The sequence below is a fragment of the Shewanella sp. TB7-MNA-CIBAN-0143 genome (assembly GCF_040310065.1).
In the GTDB taxonomy this organism is placed as follows: Bacteria; Pseudomonadota; Gammaproteobacteria; order Enterobacterales; family Shewanellaceae; genus Shewanella.
The window spans coordinates 61,628-88,611 of sequence record NZ_JBEOPL010000003.1 but is presented as its reverse complement, the minus strand read 5'-3'; the positions used below and the strand labels follow the sequence as shown (position 1 = coordinate 88,611).

The following is a 26,984-nucleotide window of genomic DNA, read 5'->3' as shown; positions in this document are numbered from 1 at the left end:
GGTCTATTTACAGGGTATTTACACGTTATCTAAAGCAGTTAATTACTTCGCTAACACCTCGCTGACTGAGCTAAACGATCTAGCTAAATTACCTCGCTAAATTACGTAATACATAATGCAAGATGCCGCCATGTCGGTAATAACTAAACTCATTAGGGGTATCAATGCGGATTTTAGCTTCAAACGAATGTTGCTTACCCGCTTTGTCGGTCACTGATACATTCACGGTTTTCTGCTCGGCACTTACCGCAGGAATACTAAATTGCTCTTCACCTGTGAGGTTTAGCGATTCTGCACTGTCATCAGGCATAAACTGCAGTGGCAAGATACCCATTCCAACCAAATTAGAACGGTGAATACGCTCATAACTTTGCGCGATAACCGCTTTTACCCCCAACAATGCAGGCCCTTTGGCCGCCCAGTCTCGTGAGCTACCGGTGCCATATTCTTTCCCTGCCAGCACAATACAAGGCGTACCTTGTTGCTGATACTGCATAGCGGCATCAAATACTGTCATCGACTCACCGTTAGGCATTGAACGTGTCCAACAGCCTTCGGTTCCCGGTGCCAGCAGGTTTCTTAGCCTTACATTGGCAAAGGTGCCGCGCATCATTACTTCATGGTTGCCACGGCGTGAACCGTAAGAGTTAAAGTCCTTAATGGCGACTCCAGCTTGCTGTAAATAGTCTCCGGCAGGGCTGTCTGGGGCAATAGATCCCGCAGGTGAAATATGGTCGGTAGTGACCGAATCACCTAACTTAAGTAAACAACGGGCATTGTCGATAGCCATAATTTTCGGTATTTCGGCACTGATCCCATCAAAAAATGGCGGCTGTTTAACATAGGTGGAATCGGGCCAGTTATATTTTTGGCTCTGTACCACCTCAAGCCCTTGCCAGTCTGCGTCGCCGCTGTATACATCGGCATAACGGGAAACAAACATCTCACTTTGCACCGCGCTGGCCATGACCTGCTGGATTTCCTGATTGTCTGGCCAGATATCTTTTAAATACACCGCATTACCATCAGCATCTTCACCCAATGGCTCAGTGACCATATCGGCTTTCATATTACCGGCCAATGCATATGCCACCACTAATGGCGGCGATGCTAAGTAATTGGCTTGCACTTCTGGATGGATACGTCCATCAAAGTTACGGTTGCCCGACAACACCGAACACACCTTTAACCTGCCCTGTTGTATCGCTTCGCTGACGGGTTGAGGCAATGGGCCGGAATTACCAATACAAGTGGTACAGCCGTAGCCAACCAACTGAAAGCCTAGTGCATCTAAATCGACATTAAGACCTGATTTTATTAAATAATCCGTCACTACCTGTGAGCCAGGTGCAAAGCTGGTTTTCACCCACGGTTTAACCTGTAAGCCTTTTTCACGAGCGTTTCTGGCCAATAGTCCGGCGGCGATTAACACCGATGGATTAGAGGTATTAGTACAGCTGGTTATCGCCGCTATCACTACCGCGCCAGCTTCCAGCACAAAGTCTTTATCTCGATAACGGCAAGCAACACCGGTACTACCATCGACGACGGAAACTTGCACTGATGGGCCACCCTCGCTTGCCAGCTCGTCTTTACCTTCGGCGTCGATGTGGCTAACAGGGATCTGACTATCCAACCACTGACGGAAACTGACTCCAGCTTGCTCAAGTGCAATTCTGTCCTGTGGCCTTTTGGGGCCAGCGATAGAAGGCACAATACTGCCCAAATCCAGTTGTAAGCTGGCGTGATAACAGGCTTTGTTGTCGGATGCACTTGCCCACATACCCATCTGTTTAAGATACGCCTTGATCAGCGCGATATGCTCTGGATCACGACCAGTAAGCTTTAGGTAATCTAGTGTTTGTTGGTCAATCGGGAAAATGCCACAAGTAGCACCGTATTCTGGCGCCATATTGGCAATGGTCGCCCTATCGGCCAAGGTTAATTGATCGACACCGACACCAAAAAATTCAACAAACTTACCTACCACGCCAAATGAGCGCAGTTGTTCGGTCACGGTTAACACCAGATCGGTAGCGGTAACCCCTGGAGGCAATTTACCGATAAATTCAAATCCGACAATTTCGGGTAACAACATCGTCACGGGTTGACCTAACATCGCGGCCTCAGCCTCAATGCCGCCGACGCCCCAACCCAATACCCCCAAACCGTTGATCATGGTGGTGTGAGAATCGGTTCCGACTAAGGTGTCTGGATACAATAGGTTATCTTCATCTTCTTTGACAAAGACCACTCTCGCCAGATATTCCAGATTGATTTGGTGCACGATACCGCGCCCGGGCGGTACCACTTTAAAGTTGTCGAAGGCTTGCTGACCCCAACGCAAAAACTGATATCGTTCGCGGTTTCGTTGAATTTCAATGGCAGTATTTTTTTGCAACGCCCCTGTTTCGGCAAATACATCGACCATCACTGAGTGGTCAATAACCAGCTCCACCGGGTTCAGTGGATTAATGGCGTCGGCATTGCCGCCCAATGTCACGATTGCATCACGCATAGCGGCCAAATCGACGACTGAAGGTACACCGGTAAAATCTTGTAGAATGACTCGAGAAGGGACAAAGGCAATTTCGGTTTCAGACCAGTTATCCAGATCCCAGCGGGCCAAGATTTCAATATCCTTCGGCTGGACAAATTCCGAATTTTCATAACGCAGTAGATTTTCTAATAATATTTTTGCCGCAAAGGGTAAGCGGGATAAATCGTAGTGTTCTGCTAGTCGATCAAAGCTGTAATACCGGAAAGTTTTGTCATTACTTTCAATCTGTTTCAATAATTGCATAGAATCGTTCATTACTGATCTCCCTATAAACGTTTACTGGCACTTCCTGCTAAGCTTAGTGAACACACTAACATATCCCAATCAAAAATCGAGTCGAAAACCTTATGAGTAAGATACGTATAGAATATGACAGCATGGGGAAAGTTCAGGTGCCAGATGATGTTTATTACCAGGCGCAAACTCAACGTGCACGAGATAACTTTCAGTTTTCTGAGCGACGCTTTCCGTCGCCAGCAATACTCGCCCTACTCGACATAAAATCAGCTGCAGCACAGGCTAATAGCCAACTCGGCTTGTTAGATAACGCTATGGCCAAAGCAATTCAACAAGCGATTATCGCCAGTAAGAAGCTTGATTTTTCGCAGCACTTTCCAATTGATTTGTTCCAAACAGGCTCTGGCACCAGTTCTAATATGAATGTTAATGAGGTGATTGCCAGCCTCGCTAGCGACATTTTACAGGCAAAAGTTCATCCTAATGATCATATTAATATGGGTCAAAGCAGTAACGATGTGGTGCCCGCCTGTATTCATATTAGTACGGTTAGGCAATTAAAGGGCTTATTATATCCGGCCATTCAGGGCTTAAGTGACAGATTAACGTTTTTGGCCGATGAGTATTCAAATACAGTCAAAACTGGTCGCACCCATTTAATGGACGCCATGCCGATTACACTTGGCCAAGAACTGCAATGCTGGCAACAACAGTTAAACGGTGCTCAAGCTAGGGTACAGCAAGTAGCGCTGAGCCTGCATCATTTGCCATTGGGCGGCACCGCGGTTGGCACTGGCGTTAATTGTGACCCCAATTTTGCCAAACTTGCATGTGATGATTTACAACAGCAAGATCAGATCCCTTGGCAGGCGGCGCCAATCCCTGCGTTGTATATGAGTAGCCAAGATCACACCTTAGCCATGGCTTCGGCGCTCAAAGGATTAGCGGTTACATTATTGAAAATCGCTAATGATTTACGCTGGATGAACTCTGGCCCTGTTGCAGGACTACAAGAAATTAGCTTAACGGCACTGCAACCGGGCTCATCGATAATGCCCGGTAAGGTTAACCCCGTTATCCCAGAAGCCGTAGCCATGATTGCCGCTGAAGTCATCGGCAATGAAGCAACCATCACCATCGCGGCGCAATCGGGTAATTTTCAGTTGAATGTGATGCTGCCACTGATTGCCGACAAACTACTGTCCAGTATTGATTTATTAACCCATGCCTGCCAAGCCATGACCGATAAAGTGTTTGCCGAATTTAAGCCCAATGCAGAACATTTGACCCAGGCATTAGAGAAAAACCCCATTCTAGCTACCGCACTTAATTCAGTAGTGGGGTACGATATGGCCGCAAAAATTGCTAAACGAGCAGATAAAGAACATAAATCAGTATTAGCCATTGCGCTTGAAGAAACCGATTTAGACGAAGATAAACTCCAAGCGATACTCGACCCGTTGCATCTGGCAAAACCTAATGAATAACAGCCACCAAACTGACAATAGCTCGCTGAATAACATAAATTTGAGATTGAAGATGTTAGATGTTAGCTGTTAGATGTAAGCCATCACTCAAGTCGGTAAAAGTGCAATGGTGAATGAAAAATCGTGAGCAGTGAGCCGTAAGAAGTCTGCCGATATCCGTTGTCTCAGTGATATCGGCGGTAAACGTTATTACTCGTCATCTAGCGTCATTGCCTCTTTTATTTCATCACTGCCAAATCCTTTACGGGATAAATAGGCATACGCTTTCGACTTTTCTTTATAGTCCGCTAAGTTATAGCGTTTCTTAGCCAGTTCATTTTTGCAGCTTTGATAAAAATCGACGTTTTCTGTTAGCGTTAGTTGGTACAAGGTTTCTTCAAAGTCGCTTACATCAATCAGTCGCTGCTTTAATTCCTGCAAGATAAGGGTTTTACCTTTGCCTTTATTAAACAGTTTGATTATTTCAGTGGTTAAATCGGCTTTGTCGGCTTTGAGGGCTAATTTACTGCGCAGGGTTTCACGTTGTGGATGTTGTGCTAATGCGTGATCAATTTCAGCCCGAGAGAAACCTTTTGTGGTCATCTGGGAATAGACTTTTTCTATGTTGGTACCATAGAAATTTTCAAACCGACTCAACAATCGCGATGTGGCTAACTCAAAAAGGTCCACTGTTTGTTCGTGCATCACTTGCTCTATCGCGGTATCAATCTCTGTAGCACTTACGCCGCGCAGCTGTAACTTACGCCTTATGGCACCAATACCGATTTCATTACTAAAGGCTAACTCGCAGTAACGTACCGCAAAGTCAAAGTCACTTTTTAAATAACCGCCCTCGATGAGTCTGGCGAGTACGGTATCAATCCATTGTTGATTGTCGGTTTTACGCTCAAGCTTGGTGCGAATTTCGTTAATGGTAAAGTCTTGCTGGCCAAGATGCCAATAAGCACTATTAAAAACGTTATCGATGGTTTTGGCTTGACGTAGTGGTGGACGCTGCATAAAAATTAATCTTACCTTAACATAATCAAAATGAGTGTAGCAGTTCAGTCAGTTATTGAGAAAGATCTAGATATTTCATTGTTTAAATGATTTAAAAACCCGCCGTTTATAGTGAATGAAATGCAGCTTTTTAAATGGATTATAGAGTTATTTATCGATGGAGACTTGTTGTACTAAAGCTGCATCATTAGTCGCTTAGCAGCATTATCCGCAACGGAACATCAATGGATAGAAGATCTTTATACTCGAGTAATAAGACGATTATTGTTTGTCTATTTGACGTTGCTGAACTAGCAGTGACAGCCGCTAATAACCTTAATAGATAATCTGCTGTCCCCCCAAGTATTTATTGCGATATCGATTGGTAACAATACAGAAGCCAGAAAATATTTTAGATCGAAAAAAATATGATCCTCACACCCCCTCAAGGGCGTATCGATAGATGTTAGGATTGTTGAATTAAGGCGCTTGTATCTGATGAGATCCACCCATCTATATTAGGTGTATGGATCACAGATTTGTGATTTTTGAGCTATCGACAAGTAACAAAACAGTTAAACATGTAAATAAACAGTATAGATATTGTTCGAATTCAAGTTTATTTAATAATTCCGCTGTTTTACTACTCTGATTTACTTTCAATCAATAGCGCCTTCTTGTTATTCTCCTGCCAATGAAAATCGTCAGCTGGATCTATTGATTCAACTACCCACTCCTTTGAGCTCGTTTGGAATCGTTTCTTGAATCTAACTCTTTGCCAATACCTAGCTAAGCCGCTTAATCGCATCGCAAGGCTGTCTAAATTGAGTAAAGCACATTTAACGTTGTGTTTCGGGTTACTGTTGCTGCAACCCTTAGCTGATTCATTATCTATGTCGATGGGGCATGTCGTCGATATCAGTGAATTTATTGCCGTTGTTGACACTTTACTAGCTGAAGTTATGGGCGCTAGCTTTCTGGGCCTACTAATATTAAACCCATTGGTGATCGAGCAATTTTGGCGTTTATTCAATCTCAATTCTACATTTTGTAATCTTCTTGCTCTTAGCTACGCGCTAAGTGCCTTATCTGTTGTTGCCCCTAAATCCCTTGAATACACGGCACACGGTTGCCGCGCTCCTCCTCTACAAGCTTAAATATTTTAATTTAAATACATCATTCGCAAAATCTATATTGCCTTAAGACGTACGCCAAAATCACTGTTAATTGATTTGAGCGAGTCCTTTGGTGCAGTTATTTGCATTCGATGATTATTCTGCAACTGCCGATCCCCCAATTGGTAGCGTAGTAAGCTTTTAAGGTGAGAGGAATCTTCCTTTGTTAATTCGAAATTTAAGTAAACCAGCGCTAGCTGCATTAGCATTTATGCTCGCAGGCTGTGAAGGCGGCGTGCTGGATCCCAAGGGTCAAATCGGTATAGATGAGAAGCATCTCATTATTGTGGCGACATTACTGATGCTGATTGTGGTTATTCCGGTGATTTTCATGACCTTGTATTTTGCCTGGAAATACCGTGATGGCCGCGATGAAGAAATTTATGCACCTAAATGGGCGCACTCAACCGCCATTGAAATTGTGGTGTGGGTTGTACCAATTGTTATCGTGATCATTCTTGGTGTTATCACTTGGAATTCGACCCATGACTTAGACCCCTATAAACCGCTTGTTCATGATGCTAAACCGGTAAAAGTTGAAGTGGTGTCACTGGATTGGAAATGGTTATTTATTTATCCAGAATATGGTATTGCTTCTGTTAACGAATTGGCCTTCCCTGCGAACGTGCCGGTTAACTTCAAAATCACTTCAGACACGGCAATGAATTCATTTTTCATTCCGCAGTTAGGCAGTCAAATCTACTCAATGGCTGGCATGGCGACCAAGTTACACCTTATCGCAAACGAGCCTGGTACTTTTAAAGGTATTTCAGCTAACTACAGTGGCGCTGGTTTTGCGGGCATGAAGTTTAATGCTATTGCGACTGCAACAGCCGGCGATTTTGATGCGTGGGTTGCCAAGATAAAACAACAAGGGAATACCTTGGATGTTGAGCAATATGAGCAACTAGCTCAAAAGAGCGAAAATAATCCTGTTCAATATTATGGGTCAGTGCAAAAAGGCATGTTTAACCACATTGTTATGCAATACATGCACCCTGACTCGAATATGAAACCAATGGACAGTATGGAAGGCATGGAAGGTATGCATGACATGGGCAACATGAAATCAATGTCTGGTATGGAACATACCGAACATATGAAAGATATGCAGCATATGACTGACATGGACGCTGAACAACATTCTGGACTTTCATCCTCTACACACTCAACCACAGAGCATTCTTCGACTGCTTCTGGGGAGGCGGAGTAATCATGTCATTTCTTGGAAAATTAACACTCGAGTCTATTCCGTATCACGAACCCATTATTATGGTGACCCTAGCGGCTGTCGCCATTATTGGTGTCATCATTGCGGCCTTAATTACTAAACATCAAAAATGGGGCGTGCTTTGGCACGACTGGTTAACCTCGGTTGACCACAAAAAACTCGGTATTATGTATATCGTATTAGCGATGGTAATGCTGGTCCGTGGTTTTTCTGACGCGATTATGATGCGAACTCAGCAAGCACTTGCCACTAACGGCGCTGCGGGCTATTTACCACCAGAACATTACGACCAAATCTTCACAGCCCACGGCGTGATCATGATTATCTTTATGGCAATGCCATTTATGATTGGTTTAATGAACTTGGTCGTGCCATTACAGATTGGTGCCCGCGATGTGGCGTTCCCATTCTTAAACAACTTAAGTTTTTGGCTAACGACCTCTGGCGCGGTGTTAATTAACATATCGCTAGGACTCGGTGAGTTTGCTAAAACCGGTTGGGTAGCTTATCCGCCATTGTCTGAGCTGGCATACAGTCCGGGGGTGGGGGTTGATTATTATATCTGGGCCTTGCAGATATCCGGTATCGGGACAACCCTAACTGGGGTGAACTTTATCGCCACCGTGTTAAAAATGCGTGCACCTGGCATGAAGCTAATGCAAATGCCTATTTTCACTTGGGCCTGTACTTGGGCTAACGTGTTAATCGTTGCATCGTTCCCAATTTTAACCGCTGTTTTAGGCATGTTGACCTTAGACCGTTATTTAGATTTTCACTTCTTTACCAATGATGGTGGCGGTAACGCCATGATGTACATCAACCTGTTTTGGGCTTGGGGTCATCCTGAAGTATACATTTTGGTATTACCGGCTTTCGGTATTTTCTCTGAAGTGTTTTCAACCTTTACCTCAAAGCGTTTATTTGGTTACACCTCAATGGTGTGGGCAACCGGTGCGATTTCGGTGCTTGGTTTTATTGTGTGGTTACACCATTTCTTTACCATGGGTTCAAGCGCTAACGTTAACGCCTTCTTCGGCGTAATGACCATGGTGATTGCGGTGCCGACCGGGGTAAAACTGTTTAACTGGCTATTTACCATTTATCGCGGCCGTTTACGTTTTACCGTGCCAGTATTGTGGTCTTTAGGCTTTATGGTGACCTTCACCATCGGCGGCATGACCGGGGTATTGTTAGCATTACCTGGTGCCGATTACGTACTGCATAACAGCTTGTTTTTAATCGCCCATTTCCATAACACCATTATTGGTGGTGCGGTATTTGGTTACATGGCGGGGTTTGCTTACTGGTTCCCTAAAGCGATGGGTTTCACACTCAATGAACGCTTAGGTAAGGCATCATTTTGGTGCTGGCAAATTGGCTTCTATGTGGCCTTTATGCCGTTGTACGTGCTTGGTTTTATGGGCATGACTCGTCGTATTAACCACACAGATAACCCAGCGTGGAACTTCTGGCTTTACTTTGCCGTAGTCGGCGCATTTATCATTCTTGTGGGTATTATTTTACAGTTTGTACAATTGTATGTCAGCTTCCGTGACCGTGAGCAAAACTTAGATACCACAGGCGATCCATGGAACGGCCACACGCTTGAGTGGTCAACATCTTCACCACCACAGTTCTATAACTTTGCCCAGTTAGATCCAGTAACAGACATTGATGCGTTCACCGACATGAAAGAAAAAGGCACTGCCTACAGACGTCGTGAAACATACCAGCCCATTCATATGCCTAAAAATACTGCCAGCGGTATTGCTATGGCGGCGTGTATTACGGCGATGGGATTTGCTGCAATTTGGCATATTTGGTGGTTAGCTATTGTTGGGTTTGCGGGTACGTTTGTACTGTTCTTGATGCGTGCTTATAACAATGATGTTGACTACTACGTGCAACCTGATGAAGTCGCGCGTATTGAAAATGCACATATAGATAACGTAGCTAGGGGCCGATAATGAGTATTGCTATTAAAGCAGATTTACACGACGCTCATTCTGCTGAGCACGGTGATCAACACCACGAAGAACACCACGATACCAGTGGTAACACCTTGTTCGGTTTTTGGATTTATCTAATGACCGATTGTATTTTGTTCGCATCCGTTTTTGCCACTTATGCCGTGTTATTCATGAACACCGATGGTGGAGTGTCGGGTAAAGATATTTTCGAATTAGACTTCGTCCTTATCGAAACCGCCGCATTACTTGTCAGTAGTATTACTTATGGCTTTGCCATGATTTGTGCGAGACACCAAAAGAAAGCGGCGACTTTAGGGTGGTTATTAATCACCTTCGCTTTGGGTTGTGTGTTTATCGCCATGGAAGTGTACGAGTTCCATCACCTGATTGAACATGGCAATGGTCCAGATCGCAGCGCCTTTTTATCAGCATTTTTCGCCTTAGTCGGCATGCATGGCTTGCATGTTACCGCGGGCTTAATTTGGATGCTGATCATGATGGTCGAAGTCGTCAAGTGCGGTTTAAATAATCGCAGCATCACCCGCTTGAGTTGCTTAAGTTTGTTTTGGCATTTCTTAGACATCGTGTGGGTGTGTGTGTTTACCGTTGTTTATTTGTTAGGAGTCTTGTGATGAGCAATGCACATTCAAGTCATGCCGAGGGCGACTTTGGCGCTAGCGTTAAGTCATATTTAGTCGGCTTTGTATTATCAGTGATCTTAACCGGTATTCCATTTTGGTCGGTAATGACTCACAGCTTTGATCATGACACCACCTTATGGATTGTCGTCGCTGCGGCTATCGTGCAAATCGTGGTGCACTTGAAATACTTCCTCCATTTAGATTTTTCTAAAGAAGGCAGAATCAATACATTCTCGTTCTTATTCACGGCCTTGATTATTGTCATGGTTGTGGGTTTGTCTGTGTGGATTATCTACGCAGCCAATGAATTGATGATGTAACCGACAGCTATCATGAATAATCAAGGTCAATCTATGTCAGCACAATTAACCTCACGCTTACGAGGATATGTTCAGGTAACCAAACCAGGCATCATCATGGGCAATTTAATTTCTGTCGCAGGCGGCTTTTTACTCGCGGCTCAAGGCAATGTTGATATGACCTTGATGTTTGCCACCATGATAGGTTTATCTTTGGTGGTAGCGTCGGGTTGCGCAATCAATAACTGCATTGATCGCGACATCGACGCCAAGATGAAGCGTACTCGAAACCGAGTTACCGTTACCGGTGAAATATCAGTACAAGCGGTATTGAGCTTTGGTATTGGTCTTGGTGTTGTAGGCTTTACCATGCTGGCGATATTCACTAATAGCCTAGCGGTGTTATTTGCCGCCATTGGCTATGTGGTTTATGTCGGGGTGTACAGCCTGTACATGAAACGCAACTCGGTTTACGGCACCCTAGTAGGCAGTTTTTCGGGTGCCGTGCCACCGGTCGTTGGCTATTGTGCGGTCACCGGGCAAATGGACATGGGCGCAATTATTTTGCTGCTGATGTTTAGCCTATGGCAAATGCCCCACTCTTATGCGATTGCGATTTTTCGCTTTGACGACTACGCCGCTGCTAATATTCCGGTATTACCGGTTGCCCAAGGCATGGCTAAAGCTAAGTTACATATCGTGTTGTACATTGCTGTTTTTGCATTGGTTAGCGCACTATTACCGCTGGCGGGTTACACAGGTATTGCCTTTATGGCCGTGACCTTTGCCACCAGTTTATGGTGGCTAGCGATGGCGTTAAAAGGTTATCGTCGCGGCATCAATTTACAGTCTTGGGCTAGGCAAGTATTTGGATTTTCCATTATTACCATTACCGCATTAAGCGTGACCATGGCATTGGACTTTCAAGTAGTAACCTAAGCGCCTTTACTTACATTGGTGCCATAAGTAACTAAGCTCAGTAAAAAGCTAAGTTCAATAAAAGGCTAAACTCAATCAAGACTTCAAGCCCGCGGCGATATGCTGCGGGCTTTTTTATTTGATTAATCCACATTAAAGACTAAGGTTTAAGATTCATCAAAAATTACCGCACTCGGTTCTATTGGTATTCATTTTTAACTGCATCGCCAAACATAAAGGGATCTTATGTTTACCGTGTTAACAGGCAACAAACCCGACATCCCGTCGCTTAGCTCAATAAGCCTCATTCCCTTCCTGCTGACCGGCTGTTTACTGTTGGCAAACCAACTGCAAGCTACTGAGAAGCCGACGCTCCAAGAAGCAAAAAACAACGTATTTGGTGATTGGGTAATCAACACCCCTGAACGTATTACCTTGTTGCAGTTAAATCATAATCGCAGCTACTTACACCTAGAACTTAACTTAAGCGCGCCACAAAATAGCGTTGCAGAATGGGGACGCTTGGATCTGCAATCAACAACTGCTAACTTTATCCCTAGCTACAGCAATAATGCCCAACAAGGATTAGCCGCATATCAATTCGAGTATCCGCAATTAAACATGACGCTGACATCACTGTCGTTACAACTCGCCTTAACCATAGATACCAATGCCGATAGCATTGCGGATGAGCAACATCACTATAACCTCACGACTAACCAATCGGTCTATGGTGTATGGCATCAATTGTCGACCCCAGCACTAAGTAGCTTGGTACTGCTCGACAATGGCTATTACGCCATGGTGAACATTAACCTACATCAAGACCCACAAGCCAATGCGCACGTTACCCACTTACAATGGGGCCAGTTTGAACTACACCAAAATCAGCTAACCCTTGAGCCCATTTTTAATAGCCACCCCCAACAGGCATCTAACTTATCCAGTACGATTCCCAGCATGGTTTATCAGCCTAGCAAACAGCAATTGGCATTATCGTTTAGCGTAGATACTGGTAATTTAACTGACCATTTGTTGCTATTTAAGCGATAAACAAACATTTACAGCTATTTAGTTACAATTTCTGCCACAATCAGCTATTCAAATTCAAGCGATTACACTTCATACTGAGTCATTGCTGGTATCAATTTAGCGTTAAAAGGATATGTCATGGGCCAAGAAACCTCTAAGATTCTCGTTGTCGATGACGACATGAGATTACGTTCGTTATTAGAACGTTACTTAATTGAGCAAGGCTTCCAAGTTCGCAGCGCTGCCAATGCTGAACAAATGGATAGATTACTAGAGCGCGAAAACTTTCATCTACTGGTGCTCGACCTCATGCTACCCGGTGAAGATGGTCTGTCGATTTGTCGCCGTTTACGTCAGCAAGAGAACCCTATCCCGATTGTGATGCTAACCGCTAAAGGCGATGAAGTTGATCGTATTATTGGCCTAGAGCTAGGCGCTGATGACTATTTACCTAAACCGTTTAATCCACGTGAATTATTAGCACGTATTAAAGCGGTTATGCGTCGTCAAATTGTTGAAGTACCAGGCGCACCAGCTCAGCAAGAAGAAATGATTGAGTTTGGCGAGTTTTCGCTAAATTTAGCCACTCGTGAAATGTTTCATGGCGATGAAAGTATTGCCCTGACCAGTGGTGAATTTGCCGTACTTAAAGTGCTGGTAAACCATCCTCGAGAGCCACTATCACGTGACAAATTAATGAACCTTGCCCGTGGCCGTGACTACTCAGCCCTTGAGCGTTCAATCGATGTTCAGGTGTCACGTCTACGCCGTTTAATTGAAAAAGATGCCGCTAACCCACGTTATATTCAAACGGTTTGGGGTTTAGGTTATGTATTTGTACCCGACGGCACCACGCGTAAGTAATCCATGAAACTCAAGTTAAAATGGTGGCAACGCTTCTTGCCCAGAAGCGCTTTTAGTCAAACCGTATTGTTGATTGGCAGCTTACTGTTGATCAATCAATTAGTGTCATATTGGTCTGTCGCCGTTTACTTTATCAAGCCCAGTTATGAGCAAATTAACCAACTGATTGCCCGCCAAATCAATATACTATTTGTTGATGGGGTTGATGTTGGTCGTGAACATCTCACCATGGTGGATGCCTTAAACGCCAAAGTGCGTGACGATGGCATGACCGTTTATAACCAAAAACAAGCGCAAGAAGCCGGACTCGGCCAAGCCACTTATTACAGTTTCTTGTCAGAACAAATGTCGGTTTATCTTGGCGGCGAAGCTGAAGTGCGTTTTTCGCAAGGTGAAAAGCTCGATGTGTGGATTAAACCGCCACAAGCCCCTTCTTTATGGATTAAAGTGCCGCTCACAGGTATTAATGAATCAGACCTGTCTCCACTAACATTATATTTACTGGTGATTGGCGGGCTCAGTGTCGCCGGTGGCTGGCTGTTTGCCCGCAGACAAAATCGTCCGCTTAAACGCTTACAAAAAGCGGCAGTAACCGTGTCTAAAGGCGATTTCCCTCCGACGTTACCATTGATTGGTTCAACCGAAATTGTTGAAGTTACTCATGCCTTTAACCAAATGGCCAATAGCATGAAGCAGCTTGAGCAAGACCGCGCCTTGCTAATGGCAGGGATTTCACATGATCTACGCACGCCATTGACTCGCATACGCTTAGCGTCAGAAATGATGGTAGAAGACGACCAATATTTGAAAGAAGGCATTGTCACTGATATTGAAGACATGGATGCGATTATTAATCAATTTATTGCTTATATTCGTAACGACCAAGAAGGCATACGTGAACCCGACCAAATTAATCGTTTGATCCAAGAAATCAGCCAACAAGAGTCACACCGCGAAGGCACCATTGAGTTATCTCTGGCTGACTGTCCCGAAATAGCCATCAATAGTGTGGCGATAAAACGCGTATTAAGTAACTTAGTCGAAAACGCATTCCGCTATGGTAACGGGTGGATAAAAATCAGCTCATATAATCAAGGTCAATACTTGTGCTTTAGTGTAGAAGACAATGGCCCTGGTATTAATGAAGACCAAGTTGAACAGCTCTTTCAACCCTTTACTCAAGGCGATACCGCACGTGGCAGTGTTGGTTCAGGCCTAGGACTGGCGATTATTAAACGCATTATCGACCGTCATCACGGCAAAGTTAAACTGTCTAATCGCCCTCAAGGTGGCTTAAAAGCGCAAGTGTGGCTGCCGTTAATCGACAAAAACCTCTACAACTAACAACGGCCATATTTCACCACCCACATGACTCAACTCATAGATAAAGTGAAGTCACGAAAGACTGTAACATTAGTGCCATAAAATACACATATTGGCATTTATGTGAACTCATTTACCTATGAAGATATCAACCCTATCCCTTAGTGCATCCGCCTTATTATTAGTGCTTGCGGCATTGCTCGCTGCCACTGTGTTATGGAGTAACCAACAACGACAAACGAGTGAAAAATTAAACCTCGATTTACAACATATTCAACATACCTTTCAATATGATGTTCGCCGGAATATTGATAGCTACTTACAAACAGGGCAAAGCAATTATCTCGAACAAGCCCGTAGTGATATAACCCGCATAACCGTCAATATTACCCAGTTACATTCTGCTCACCCGCAGCTTGATAGTGCTTCACTGACCACCTTAATGACTCAATTAATTGGCGACTTAGACACTAAATACCGTGCAGCAGGAAAACTGGCCGGTAACCCACGCCAACTACTGGCTTTTGCTGAATCAGAAATGCTCGATTACAGCGGTAGTTTACATCGCTATGCCCAATCAGCTCCAAATGACTCAAATACCGCGCAGCAATATCTTGCGCTTAGCCTTAAGTTACCCAGCTTAGTTTATCAATTATCACAACAGACTCAGGCCTTATTGATTGATCAAGATACCGGAGTCAGTAATAGTCTTAATTTTTCAATTAATGCCCTCAATACATGGCATGACGATTTGGAGAAGCTATCTTTGCTGGGTATTTATCGCACCGAAGAAGTGGATGAATTCGCCTTAGGTGATGACGAACCGGAACGTATTGAAACCGGTGAAACCCCACGGGCAGAATTACTCAGTTTGACCCAACGCTATAGCAAAGAAGTGAGTAATACCAAACAAATGCTCAGCGATAATCAACAGGTACAAGCAGCGCTAATAAACGCCACCAGCCTAGTGGAACAACAACTGGTGACACTAGCCGACACGCAAGCCGTAACCGATGAACAACTTAAAATCCGTTTACAGTGGCTGCTATACACCATGGTGACATTGATAGCATTGTTTTCTATTGGTTATTTAGTATTACAACAACGTCGAGTCGTTAGCCCACTTAAACGTTTAAATCATGCTTTTTCAATGTTAAGCGAATCGAATCAACGTGAACCATTACCCGTGACCAGCCAATGCGAAACAGGCCAAATTGCGGCACACTTTAATCGCCTTTTACAGCGATTTGAACAAGATGACGAACAACAAAAAAGTAATATGGCACAGGTGTCTAACTCATTGAGTGAGCTAGTCGCCAAAATTGGTTTCTTATCAACTAGCACGCAACAAACGCAACATGTGGTACAACAAACGCAATCACAAACCGCTGATTTAATTACTCTTGCAAATGAAGTAAACCGGTCGTCTAGTTTAGTAACTGCCAGTGCAGAACAAACCATGCATGATATGCAAGCAAGCCAAAAAGAAGCACAAGCGGTGTTAGATGCGACCGATCATACGTTAACCAAGGTCAATCAATGTAACCACTCACTAACCCAACTCAGTACATCAGTTAACGACGCGGCTAAAATTGTGGATGTTATTAGTAATATCGCCGACCAAACCAACTTATTGGCCTTAAATGCCGCCATTGAAGCCGCTCGTGCAGGTGAGCAAGGTCGTGGTTTTGCGGTGGTAGCCGATGAAGTGCGCAGTTTATCGCAACGGACTCAACAATCATTAAAAGACATAATGGCTATTTTCGAGCAACTAACCCGCTCTAACACAGCACTTAGCCACAGCGTAAACGACATCAGCGAAGCATCTGCACAGCAGAAAGGTCGAGCCCAGAGTTTGTTAGATGTTGCGTTGCAAGTACAACAGCAAGCTCAAGAGATGGCGAGCAGTGCGAGCCAAGGGAGTGAACATGCTAAGCAACAGGTGGGGCATCTTGATGAATTTGTCATCGCGATGGATAGCCTAATGCTGCATGCTAAAGATACGTTTGAACAAAGTGAAACGATTGCGCTTGAGGTCAGTAACAGTGTCGATAATATTGAACAACACTTAGGCATCCGCGGATAATCAATACTGACAAATTTGCGGTATCGCTGTTTTAATCATAAAAATGGGCGCCATATTGGCGCCCATTTTACTGTACTGTTAAGTCTCTATTACTGAGACATAATATAGATTACAGTGCAGCCATTACTGCTTCAGCAGTGCTGACTTCAAATGACTTACCTTCCTCAACATTCAGTAAAGTCACCACGCCATTGTCGATCACCATCGCATAACGCTGTGAACGAACGCCACCAAAACCGGCGGTATCCATTTCTAAGCCTAACGCTTTAGCAAAGCTTGCATCACCGTCGGCTAACATCATTAATTCAGAAGCATTTTGGGCTTCGCCCCATGCTTTCATTACGAATGCATCATTAACTGCAACACAAGCAATAAGGTCAACACCTTTAGCTTTAAACTCGTCTGCAAGTACAACAAAACCTGGCAAATGAGCTTCTGAACAGGTTGGTGTAAATGCACCTGGTACAGCAAACAATACCACTTTTTTACCGGCGAAAAGCTCAGTAACATCGTGATTAACCATGCCGTCTTTTGTCAGTTGGCTTAAGGTAGCTTTTGGTAAAGATTGTCCTGTAGCGATCATAATATTTCCTTGATTATTAGAGGCTATTAACCCTTGTTAAACAGAAAGGTTACCTTGGGGAAAATACCCTGCGACAACCCAAATACAAAATAGATAATACTGATTCACACAATATCGAGATCAATAACCCTAGCAGCAACCCAATGGCAATCGCCTCTGGTTTCAATAAAATCACATGGCTATAAGCCTGCCAGACCTCAGCTTGAATGTCTTTTTGTGGAGCTAATGCTATTTGCTGATAAGGACTATAACTGTGTTGATGAAAACGACTCAACGCTTCGGTGAGTGATGTATAACGTTGGTATATTGACTCAATACTTTCACCACCGGCACTAAACACCGGATCGTTATTTTGTTGATAGTGAAGGATAAGTTTACTGATGTCTCCAGCAAAAAAACGGTCTGCATCACGTTGAAATTCTGCCAAACTGAGTTTAGCTTCAAGCTGATGAGCTTCGAGTCGTTGGCCGTATTGTTCGACAAAAGCAGGGACTTGAATACCAATCAAGACACCACAAATAAACAACACTAAGCGAAAGTAATCCATTAAACGTCGTATCATGATGTCATCGAAAAATCAGTTGTAAATGAATCCTCAGAATATCACCAATTACGCAAGTAAGCATCTTGAATAAACAGATGTTAACTTACGTAATTGTGTGGCTTTTTTGAAAGTTTATGTGCCCAGCGACAAGCATCAAGGTGAGATTGATGCCTGCTTAGCATGGCTATTATCAAGGTTTACTCAACCAGTAATACCCCTTTATACATCTGCATTTGGCAATGAAACGGATACTCACCTTTGGCTAATGCTGGCAACGAAATTACCACAGATTTATCCAGTGGTAGCTCTTCGCTAATGTCTAAGTCTGGAAATAACAAACTGGCCGAACACCCTGCTTTGTCTTGGCGTAAAAAGGTTAATTGCGTCGCGGTATTGGCCGGCACAGTTATCCTTGCTGGGGAGTAAACCCCGTCTTTAACCACAATAGCGTTACTTGCTTGATGAGTGGTCGCTTTGGGTTTATACAACCAAAACCACCAAACGATAATGGCAATTAATGCCACACAAAATAAATTAATTAATAGCATCATTCACTCCTAGTGTTGTTGAGGGCTAAAAAAGCGCAAACGATTGGCGTTGCTCACCACAGTTAATGATGAAAATGCCATCGCAGCACCAGCAACCACTGGGTTAAGTAATACGCCAAACACCGGAAATAACACCCCAGCAGCAAGCGGTATACCCGCCATATTGTAAATAAACGCGCCGACTAGGTTTTGTCTAATGTTGCTTAACGTCGCTTTACTCACCGCGATGGCATCTGCCAAACCGTGTAGCGATCCTCGCATTAGCGTTATATCGGCACTTTCAATCGCCACATCTGTTCCGGTGCCTATGGCAAAGCCGACATTAGCCAGCGCCAACGCGGGTGCATCATTAATGCCATCGCCGGTCATACCCACTACCTCACCTAAGGCTTGTAATTCGGCCACTTTATTGGCTTTATCTTGTGGTAATACATCGGCAAAAAAGTCATCAACACCCACTTTGGCAGCCACAGCTGCGGCTGTCGCGTGGTTATCTCCGGTAAGCATAATGACCTTAATGCCACTGCTTTTAAGCCTTGCGATGGCGGCAACAGAGTCTGCTTTAATCGGGTCAGCCACGGCAATCACTGCTGCGAGTTCACCGTCGATAGCAAAATACATTGGCGTTTTGGCGTCTGCTGCCAACGCTTGTGCTTGCTGTTGATAATCGCTTAAGACTATGCCTTTTTCGCGCATTAATTTTTCATTACCAAATAATAACTGAGTCGATTGATACTGAGCTTGGACACCAAATCCTGCAATAGCAGTAAAATTTTCAACATTGAATAAGGTTAATCCCTTATCCGCTGCGGCTTGAACAACGGCCTGTGCAAGTGGATGCTCGGAATGTTGCTCAATACTTGCCGCCAGTTGCAATACTTGTTCTTGTTCGCGACCATTGACCACGATGATATCGGTGATTTTTGGCGCGCCTTCGGTAATCGTGCCGGTTTTATCTAAAATCATGGTGGTAATAGTCGATGCCGTTTGCAGAGCTTCACCATTACGAATAAGCACACCAGATTCAGCGGCTTTACCTACACCCACCATCACCGACATGGGTGTTGCTAACCCTAACGCACACGGACAAGCGATGATTAAAATTGTCATCGCCGACACTATGGCGTATCCCACAGAGGGTTCAGGCCCAAAATTAAGCCATACCATGGCGCTGATAATGGCAATAATCATCATTGCAGGAACAAAATAGCTCGAAATAACATCTGCCATTCGACCAATTGGCGGTTTGGAGTTCTGCGCCCGTTTAACCATAGTAATAATGTGCGCCAAAGCGGTATCTTTACCGACACGTGTGGCGGTAAAAGTAAGTGATCCCAGTTTGTTTAATGTACCTGCGACCACATCATCATTAACACTTTTTTCAACCGGAATAGGTTCACCCGTCAACATCGATTCATCAATAAAACTACTCCCCTCAACGACCACACCATCTACGGGAATTTTTTCACCTGGTCGAACACTGACTTTATCGTTTAATTGCACCAAGGCAATATCGATATCGACCGCTTTACCATTGCGTATCACTCTAGCCGTTTTAGCTTGTAAACCAATTAAGCGCTTAATCGCTGCCGAGGTTTTACCGCGCGCCTTGACCTCTAACGCGAGTCCAAGATTGATTAAACCAATGATCATCGCGGTTGCTTCAAAATAGACATGGCGCGCCATTTGTGGCAATAAATCTGGTGCAAATACCACCACCATAGAGTAAACCCACGCAGTGCCTGTTCCGAGCGCAATTAAGGTGTCCATATTGGCACTATGATGAGTAAATGATTTCCATGCGCCAGTATAAAAATGCTTGCCGGAGAAGAACATTATCCCTAAGGTCAGCACACCAATTGCTCCCCAAACCAGCTGTTGTATTGGGTTAGTAACGGTCATGTCACCAATAAACAAACCATAAATCATCAGTGGGATACCCACTGCCAATGCGACAATAGTGTGTTTTATTAGGCTTTTATAATATATTGCATCTGCCTGTTCTTTCTCATCAATAGCATCTGCACCACCTTGATCGTTAATCAAAATAGCGTGATAACCGGCTTTTTCAACGGCCTCAAGCAAACTAGCGACTTCAACCTCTCCGGTGACCATCACACTGCGATCGGCAAAGTTCATTTCAGCCTGCTCTACTTGCGCGACTGTTTTAAGTGCTTTCTCAATTTTGCCAACACAGCTGGCACAACCTGCACCCTCTATCAATAATTGTGTTGTTGTTTGGGTATTCATTACAAAGACTCCTTATCGCTAACCTGACAAGAGGTTTCATGATTTGGACCAAATCCCTCAATCAAGTGGCAAACCATGTTACCTGTGGGCGCCAACGCTGGCAGATTTTCCCACTCGTTGACTGCTTGTGTCAGCTTATTACGCAACTTTAACGTTTCATTGAACAGTAATTCCGTTTCGGCCAATTTTTGGCTAATAAGCTGCTTCACCATGGTACAAGCACTTTCACCGTGATCGGTTTTGGAAAAAATTACTTTAATTTCATCTACCGAAAAACCTAAGTTTCTGGCACTCATAATAAATCGCATCCGCGACACTTCTTTGTCACGATAGTATTTATAACCATTGCTAGGCGATTTTGTTGGTGCGAGCAGGCCGATTCGGGTGTAAAAACGAATTGTGTCTGTGGTAACACCCAATAACGTTGCGAGTTCACTTACTTGCATAATCACTCCTTGGGGTAACGACTGTATTAAATAATAAGATCTACATAAATAAATCTATTGAGTATATGCAACGACTGTAAACCTATGTCTTACACCTATGTCAAGTGGCCAATAACCCTGAAAATAAAAAACGCCAATATGAACACTCATGTCGGCGTGGATACTTGATATATAAATAATCTAATGGTGAGTGCAAACTGCGTGGGCACTTAAGCTATTGGCACATTCGCTGATAAATTATTGATCCCAATCGGGGCTAAAGTCAGGCGCCGCCACACGATGATTTCGGTCTAACTTATCAATTGCGGCCATGTCTACAGACGGGAGCGATAACGCTAATGAGGCAATATTAGCTTGCACATTTACCAGCTTAGTTGACGATGGAATAGTGACATAACCTTTTTGGCGCATCCACACTAATACCGCTTGGGCGGGTGTCATTTGGTGTTTCTTCGCAATCGCGACAATAGTGTCGTCGGTTAATACCGCACCATAGGCAAATGGCATATAACCCGTCACCATAATATTGTGCTGCTGACAAAATTCGACCAATCGGTTATTTTGCAAATATGGATGTACTTCAACCTGATTAGTGAATATTGCGTCGGTACCTAAAATCTCAATCGCTTGTGTAACCTGGGCCATAGTGAAATTAGACACGCCAATGTGTTTCGCTAAACCAGCATCTTGCACCTCTTTTAATGCCAGTAAATACTCTCGCATAGGTACTGAATCATCGCGTAACGGCCAATGTATCAGTAACAAATCCACATAATCGGTTTGCAATAAAGCCAAGCTGTCATGCGCGCTTTGAATCAGTTGGTCGTGGGCAAAGCGATCTGTCCACACCTTAGTGGTGAGGAAAATATCAGCTCTTGCGATACCCGATGCTTTAATTGCATCACCAACTTGTTTCTCATTGGCGTAAATCTGAGCGGTATCAATGTGGCGAGAACCCTGCTTTAGCGCCATTAACACTGAATCAAATGCCAGTTGATCTTTAAGTCTGAAGGTACCTGTGCCTAACAATGGAATAGTGGTCATATTGTCTTCCTAAAAACGGTATCTGAACCAACACTGTGCGCCAACTAACAACAGAAATAAACCGTCAACCAAGCAAATCTGTTTTGCTCAAACTGCAAATATCTACACACGATTAAATTGAGCCCTTAGTTATAAGGTTAATCTTGGTTGAATAAACTCAATAAATGCAGAAATACGTCGCGCCACAATAGACGATTTGTAATACACCGCATTCACTTGTTCACGTTCTATGTGAGTAAACTTCTCCGACTGAAGTATGGGCACTAACCGACCCGCCACGAGATCATCATTAATCATAAAACCTGAAAGACACGCAATGCCATTACCTGCCAGTGCTAGTTGACGCAAGGTTTCTCCATTGCTGGTGCTGATGGTAGGGGTAATAACATCGTAACCTTTTAGCGGCCAGTGATTCAATATTTTAGGTTCGGTAAACCCAAGTAACTCGTGGCAAGCCAAATCAGACACTTTTTGTGGCACACCTCTACGCGCTAAATACTCAGCGGAGGCAACAATATGTAAGGCACTTTTACCTAATGGTCGAGCATGCAAGGTTGAGTCTGCCAGCTTACCGATTCTAATGGCCACATCGGTACGCTTTTCAAGTAAATCGACATAGCCCTCGTTCGAGGTCAATGCTAATTCAATGTCTGGATAAGCGGCTCGAAAATCTTTCATCAAAGGCACTAATTGATGAAACACAAACGGACTTGCCGCGTCCACACGCAAACGTCCTTGTGGTAGTTCACCACGACGTACGAGTTCATCTTCTGCGCGTTGTAATTGTTGTAATCCACCCCGAACAGATTCGACAAATTGGCGGCCTTCATCGGTTAACTCAACACGCCGAGTGGTACGATTGAGAATGGTGACCCCGAGCTGTTGCTCTATTTTACTTACCGCACGTGACACTCGTGCAACCTGAATATTGAGTGCGTCGGCCGCCGCAGAAAACCCGCCACTATCGACCACCATCAGCAATATATCTAAATCATCTGAACGCGTAAGCATGCATACCTCATCTTGTGCTGTGTCGATCTAAAGAGTCGCTCTAACATCATTTTTTATTGCATTTATAGCAAAAGTCATTTGCTAAACATACTGTTTTTAACAACGTAAATCTAATCAATAATGACGCCCATCAACTGACTGACACATTTATCGCGACGGTAAATCCTAGCGACAACCTAAGAGGAACACATTATGCCGTTAGCTTTACTCGCATTGACGCTTAGCGCCTTTGCTATTGGAACCACCGAATTTGTCATTGTGGGATTAATCCCCACAATGGCACAAGATCTGAACGTATCATTACCATCGGCTGGCTTATTGGTCAGTCTTTACGCATTAGGTGTCGCCATTGGCGCACCTGTACTCACCGCATTAACCGGTAAATGGAATCGCAAACACGTATTGCTGGCGGTAATGAGTTTATTTGTTGCGGGTAATCTATTGGCTTGGCAAGCGCCCGGTTACGAAACCTTAATCGCTGCACGCATTATCACTGGGTTAGCCCACGGAGTATTTTTCTCTATTGGCTCAACCATTGCCACTGGGTTAGTACCCAAAGAAAAAGCCGCCAGTGCGATTGCCATTATGTTTACGGGGTTAACTGTAGCCTTAGTGACAGGCGTCCCTTTGGGCACCTACATTGGCCAAACCTTTGGCTGGCAAGCCACTTTTTTAACTGTCGCAATTCTTGGGTTTGTAGCCTTGATAGGCAGTAGCTTGTTGGTTCCTAATAATTTACCTCAGCCACCCGCGGCAAAATTATCATCGCAATTAAAAGTACTCACTCAACCACGGTTATTACTGGTCTATGCCATTACCGCATTAGGTTATGGCGGCACATTCACGGCCTTTACTTTTTTAGCTCCCATTTTAGAGCAAGTGTCTGGTTTTAAATCTCAATCTATTGGCTTAATCATGTTGGTGTACGGGGTATCGGTCGCTATTGGTAATATTTGGGGCGGAAAAATGGCCGATAAAATGGGCCCAATTAAAGCGTTAAGTATTATTTTCAGCGGTCTTGCGACCATATTAGTGATATTTAACTTTACTGCGGTTAACCCTATTGCCGCTGTGATCACCATTTTGGTCTGGGGCGCGTTTGCATTTGGTAATGTACCAGGGCTACAAGTTTACGTAGTTTCACTTGCACAGAAGTACACACCCGACGCCGTTGATGTGGCTTCAGGATTAAATATTGCCGCTTTTAATGTCGGTATTGCACTTGGGTCTTGGGGTGGCGGGCTGATTGTGGCTAACGCTGGCCTAATGCATACACCTTGGGTTGGTGCGGTGATTGTGGTTATTGCCCTAGCATTAACACGTTTCAGTGGCTCACTAGACAAGAAAACTAACGCTAGCAAGAATGCTCAAGTGAGTATTCAAGCGAGTAGTTAACCGAATAGTAAAAAAAATAGTTAAGCAACGACATCAACGCTGATATTCAACATCACGATGGGATCGATAAGCACCAATGTGAGCTCGTATCTGCGATCTCACATTGGTCGCTATCATTGTGCTCACATTCAGATGTTATAAACCCCAATCGGCTTTAGGTAAATGCTCCACAAACCAGTCAAATGCACGGCCTTGATGATCTTTATGCCAAGCAATGTACAAACTTTGATTTGGTCTTGGAATTGAACACATTTTTTCAATCAACTCACCACTATCAAAGTAGCATTGCACCATGTGTCTGGGTACAAAACCAATACCTAGTCCTTGTAACTGTGCTGCTATCTTGGTTTCCATGGTGTTAACTTTAATCACTTGTTTGCTTTTAAAAAGGCCACTACTGCGAGTAGGTAAAAGTTGTGATGTATCGGCGACCACCACCGAAGCATAGTCAGTTAGTTTGTCGGCTTCTAATACGCCATCAACAAACGCCAATGGATGATATGGCGCTACGGCAAATACAAATTCAATTTCGCCTATTTTATGGGTTTGAAATACACCTCTTGGTAACTCACCAGACGCACCAATCACAATATCGGCGCGTCGGCTGTGCAATGCATCCCAACCACCACCGACGGCTTCAACATCGACACTAATGTCGACCGAGTGTTCTAGCTGATTAAATTGTTCAATTAATTGAAACAACGTCCCCTGGGGGATGACCGTGTCGCGTGATAACCGTATTTCGGTTTCCCAGCCAGATTCTAATTGCTGCACAGAATCAACCAACCGATTGGTGGCTAACAAAATCTGCCGCCCTTGCTCTAACACAATTTTACCTGCTGGCGTCAGTTGTGCTTTTTGCTTTGTGCGGTCAAATAACGCCGTGCCCATATCATCTTCAAGTTTTTTGATGGTGTAAGTCAGCGCTGACGGTACTCGATATAACGATGCCGCTGCAGCAGCAAAGCTGCCCTTACGTTCAATCGCATCTAGGGCACGTAATGCGTCAATAGTAATCGGATTTTGCATCAACTCTCCATATTCAAATAATTTGAACCTTTACGTCAGTTTATTCCGATTTTTTATTCAATCAAGTCTCAATATACTTCTTATCAACCAGTGAGACAGGCTCACTAGAAACAATTAATGTTTAAATTTATTGAGGATATATACCATGAAAGCACTCGTTAAACGCATCACGAACTCTACTGCAGGTTTTAGCACTTTGGCATTACGCTTACCTGTTGGGATTATTTTTATGGCTCATGGCGGGCAAAAACTGTTTGGTTGGTTTGGCGGTTATGGCCTTGAAGGTACAGGACAGTGGATGGCATCGATTGGGATTGAGCCCGGCGTGTTAATGGCTTTCTTAGCCGGTAGCGCTGAATTGGTTGGCGGACTGTTCATCTTATTGGGTTTATTGACTCGTCCAGCAGCGGTTGTATTAGCATTCACCATGATTATCGCCATTGCTAGCGTACATATTAGCAACGGTTTATTTATGGCAAACAACGGTTATGAATTTGCGTTAGCACTATTGGCTGCCAGTGTGTCACTTGCGCTATCAGGTTCAGGCAAAGTCGCGCTAGATAAAGCCATTGTAAGCAAACTGTCTTAATTTTCCGTACTGATCACTTATTCATTAAACGATAGGAACAACATTATGATTACCTTACGTCATGCAAGCGAGCGCGGAATAGCCAACTTTGGTTGGTTAGACAGCAAACACAGTTTTTCATTTGGCAGCTACTATGATCCACAACACATGGGCTTTTCAGCACTGCGAGTGATCAATGACGACAGTGTCACTCCTGGTGCCGGATTTGCCACTCACGGCCACCGTGACATGGAAATTATCAGCTACGTACTTGAAGGCTCTATCGCCCATAAAGACAGTGAAGGCAATGTTGAAGTGTTGCCTGCAGGTGAGTTCCAATTAATGTCTGCTGGCAGTGGTATTACTCACAGTGAGTACAACGCATCCGCCACAGAGCCACTGAAGTTTTTACAAATTTGGATCCAGCCAAATGCTTTAGGTAATACACCAGGATATCAACAAAAAAACTTTGGTCAAGCAGTAGGACTAACCACGATTGCTACGCCAACGGGTGAAAACGGAACCTTGCAAATCAAGCAAAATGCGACATTGTCACAACTGATTTTGGCGCCTAAATCTGAAATAACCTATCAGATTGCGACTGACCGTAAAGTGTATGTTCATCAAGTCGCTGGCGAGCTCAATATTGAAGATCAACAGCTAAAAATAGGTGATGGCGCTAAACTCACCGACATGACCACGGTGACCTTAGTTAATCCATCGGACACTCAAGCAACTGCACTGATTTTTGATTTACCCTAGATG

General features: G+C 44.0%; 24 protein-coding genes. 14 read left to right on the top strand and 10 right to left on the bottom strand.

Annotated features, from left to right (window positions below):
* Positions 1–88: 88 nt before the first annotated feature.
* Complete coding sequence (gene acnA, locus AAEY97_RS03205) at positions 89–2,815, bottom strand: aconitate hydratase AcnA (protein ID WP_350996540.1); 2,727 nt, start codon at positions 2,813–2,815, stop codon at positions 89–91.
* 92 nt (positions 2,816–2,907) lie between these two features.
* On the opposite strand from acnA, the gene AAEY97_RS03200 reads away from it, so the two are divergent.
* A complete protein-coding gene (locus AAEY97_RS03200; RefSeq protein WP_162022053.1) occupies positions 2,908–4,284 on the top strand; it encodes a lyase family protein in 1,377 nt (458 codons plus the stop codon).
* A 189-nt stretch (positions 4,285–4,473) separates the two neighbouring features.
* On the opposite strand, the gene AAEY97_RS03195 is transcribed toward AAEY97_RS03200, so the two are convergent.
* Positions 4,474–5,283, bottom strand: a complete 810-nt coding sequence (locus tag AAEY97_RS03195) for a RecX family transcriptional regulator (RefSeq protein ID WP_350996537.1) — start codon at positions 5,281–5,283, stop codon at positions 4,474–4,476.
* 740 nt (positions 5,284–6,023) lie between these two features.
* On the opposite strand from AAEY97_RS03195, the gene AAEY97_RS03190 reads away from it, so the two are divergent.
* From AAEY97_RS03190 to AAEY97_RS03145, 10 genes are all read left to right on the top strand, one after another.
* The gene (locus tag AAEY97_RS03190) at positions 6,024–6,419 is read left to right on the top strand and encodes a hypothetical protein (RefSeq protein WP_101084852.1); all 396 of its coding nucleotides are present in this window, start codon (positions 6,024–6,026) and stop codon (positions 6,417–6,419) included.
* A gap of 181 nt (positions 6,420–6,600) precedes the next feature.
* Complete coding sequence (gene cyoA, locus AAEY97_RS03185) at positions 6,601–7,650, top strand: ubiquinol oxidase subunit II (protein WP_192113989.1); 1,050 nt, start codon at positions 6,601–6,603, stop codon at positions 7,648–7,650.
* Positions 7,651–7,652: 2 nt separating this feature from the next.
* A complete protein-coding gene (gene cyoB, locus AAEY97_RS03180; protein ID WP_350996533.1) occupies positions 7,653–9,635 on the top strand; it encodes a cytochrome o ubiquinol oxidase subunit I in 1,983 nt (660 codons plus the stop codon).
* Positions 9,635–10,270 carry a cytochrome o ubiquinol oxidase subunit III gene (cyoC, locus tag AAEY97_RS03175; RefSeq protein ID WP_101084849.1) on the top strand — a complete coding sequence of 212 codons (636 nt, stop codon included), beginning with the start codon at positions 9,635–9,637 and terminating at the stop codon, positions 10,268–10,270. The genes cyoB and cyoC overlap by 1 nt, the downstream gene beginning before the upstream one ends.
* On the top strand, positions 10,270–10,599 hold the full coding sequence (gene cyoD, locus AAEY97_RS03170) for a cytochrome o ubiquinol oxidase subunit IV (RefSeq protein WP_101084848.1): 330 nt from the start codon (positions 10,270–10,272) through the stop codon (positions 10,597–10,599). The genes cyoC and cyoD overlap by 1 nt, the downstream gene beginning before the upstream one ends.
* Positions 10,600–10,611: 12 nt before the next feature.
* Positions 10,612–11,517 carry a heme o synthase gene (gene cyoE, locus AAEY97_RS03165; RefSeq protein WP_101084847.1) on the top strand — a complete coding sequence of 302 codons (906 nt, stop codon included), beginning with the start codon at positions 10,612–10,614 and terminating at the stop codon, positions 11,515–11,517.
* Positions 11,518–11,742: 225 nt separating this feature from the next.
* Complete coding sequence (locus AAEY97_RS03160; RefSeq protein ID WP_350996530.1) at positions 11,743–12,549, top strand: hypothetical protein; 807 nt, start codon at positions 11,743–11,745, stop codon at positions 12,547–12,549.
* Between the two features lie 117 nt (positions 12,550–12,666).
* Positions 12,667–13,392, top strand: coding sequence for an osmolarity response regulator transcription factor OmpR (gene ompR / locus AAEY97_RS03155; protein WP_101084845.1), 726 nt, complete (start codon positions 12,667–12,669; stop codon positions 13,390–13,392).
* A gap of 3 nt (positions 13,393–13,395) precedes the next feature.
* Positions 13,396–14,736, top strand: coding sequence for a two-component system sensor histidine kinase EnvZ (envZ, locus tag AAEY97_RS03150; protein WP_101084844.1), 1,341 nt, complete (start codon positions 13,396–13,398; stop codon positions 14,734–14,736).
* A gap of 118 nt (positions 14,737–14,854) precedes the next feature.
* Positions 14,855–16,801: a methyl-accepting chemotaxis protein gene (locus AAEY97_RS03145; protein ID WP_350996527.1), complete on the top strand. Its 1,947-nt coding sequence runs from the start codon at positions 14,855–14,857 to the stop codon at positions 16,799–16,801.
* A gap of 109 nt (positions 16,802–16,910) precedes the next feature.
* Here the strand turns inward: AAEY97_RS03145 and AAEY97_RS03140 are convergent, their stop codons facing one another.
* The 7 genes from AAEY97_RS03140 to AAEY97_RS03110 form a co-directional block, all read right to left on the bottom strand.
* Entirely contained in the window at positions 16,911–17,384 is a 474-nt protein-coding gene (locus tag AAEY97_RS03140) for a peroxiredoxin (RefSeq protein ID WP_101084842.1), read from the bottom strand.
* A 49-nt stretch (positions 17,385–17,433) separates the two neighbouring features.
* Positions 17,434–17,931 (bottom strand): DUF2937 family protein, encoded by a 498-nt coding sequence (locus AAEY97_RS03135; protein ID WP_242445071.1) that lies wholly within the window; start codon positions 17,929–17,931, stop codon positions 17,434–17,436.
* Positions 17,932–18,125: 194 nt separating this feature from the next.
* Entirely contained in the window at positions 18,126–18,476 is a 351-nt protein-coding gene (locus tag AAEY97_RS03130; protein ID WP_162024249.1) for a cupredoxin domain-containing protein, read from the bottom strand.
* A 9-nt stretch (positions 18,477–18,485) separates the two neighbouring features.
* A complete protein-coding gene (locus AAEY97_RS03125; RefSeq protein WP_350996524.1) occupies positions 18,486–20,726 on the bottom strand; it encodes a heavy metal translocating P-type ATPase in 2,241 nt (746 codons plus the stop codon).
* A complete protein-coding gene (locus AAEY97_RS03120; RefSeq protein ID WP_335692048.1) occupies positions 20,726–21,172 on the bottom strand; it encodes a MerR family transcriptional regulator in 447 nt (148 codons plus the stop codon). Before AAEY97_RS03120 ends, AAEY97_RS03125 begins: the two co-directional genes overlap by 1 nt.
* Positions 21,173–21,409: 237 nt before the next feature.
* Complete coding sequence (dkgB, locus tag AAEY97_RS03115; RefSeq protein ID WP_350996521.1) at positions 21,410–22,216, bottom strand: 2,5-didehydrogluconate reductase DkgB; 807 nt, start codon at positions 22,214–22,216, stop codon at positions 21,410–21,412.
* A 129-nt stretch (positions 22,217–22,345) separates the two neighbouring features.
* A complete protein-coding gene (locus tag AAEY97_RS03110) occupies positions 22,346–23,227 on the bottom strand; it encodes a LysR family transcriptional regulator (RefSeq protein ID WP_350996518.1) in 882 nt (293 codons plus the stop codon).
* Between the two features lie 192 nt (positions 23,228–23,419).
* Here AAEY97_RS03110 and AAEY97_RS03105 point away from each other — a divergent pair, with 192 nt between their 5' ends.
* On the top strand, positions 23,420–24,622 hold the full coding sequence (locus AAEY97_RS03105; protein ID WP_182743408.1) for an MFS transporter: 1,203 nt from the start codon (positions 23,420–23,422) through the stop codon (positions 24,620–24,622).
* Between the two features lie 135 nt (positions 24,623–24,757).
* Here the strand turns inward: AAEY97_RS03105 and AAEY97_RS03100 are convergent, their stop codons facing one another.
* On the bottom strand, positions 24,758–25,651 hold the full coding sequence (locus AAEY97_RS03100) for a LysR family transcriptional regulator (protein WP_162022042.1): 894 nt from the start codon (positions 25,649–25,651) through the stop codon (positions 24,758–24,760).
* 145 nt (positions 25,652–25,796) lie between these two features.
* On the opposite strand from AAEY97_RS03100, the gene AAEY97_RS03095 reads away from it, so the two are divergent.
* Positions 25,797–26,240 carry a DoxX family protein gene (locus AAEY97_RS03095; protein WP_101084834.1) on the top strand — a complete coding sequence of 148 codons (444 nt, stop codon included), beginning with the start codon at positions 25,797–25,799 and terminating at the stop codon, positions 26,238–26,240.
* Positions 26,241–26,285: 45 nt separating this feature from the next.
* On the top strand, positions 26,286–26,981 hold the full coding sequence (locus AAEY97_RS03090) for a pirin family protein (RefSeq protein ID WP_162022041.1): 696 nt from the start codon (positions 26,286–26,288) through the stop codon (positions 26,979–26,981).
* Positions 26,982–26,984: the final 3 nt, after the last annotated feature.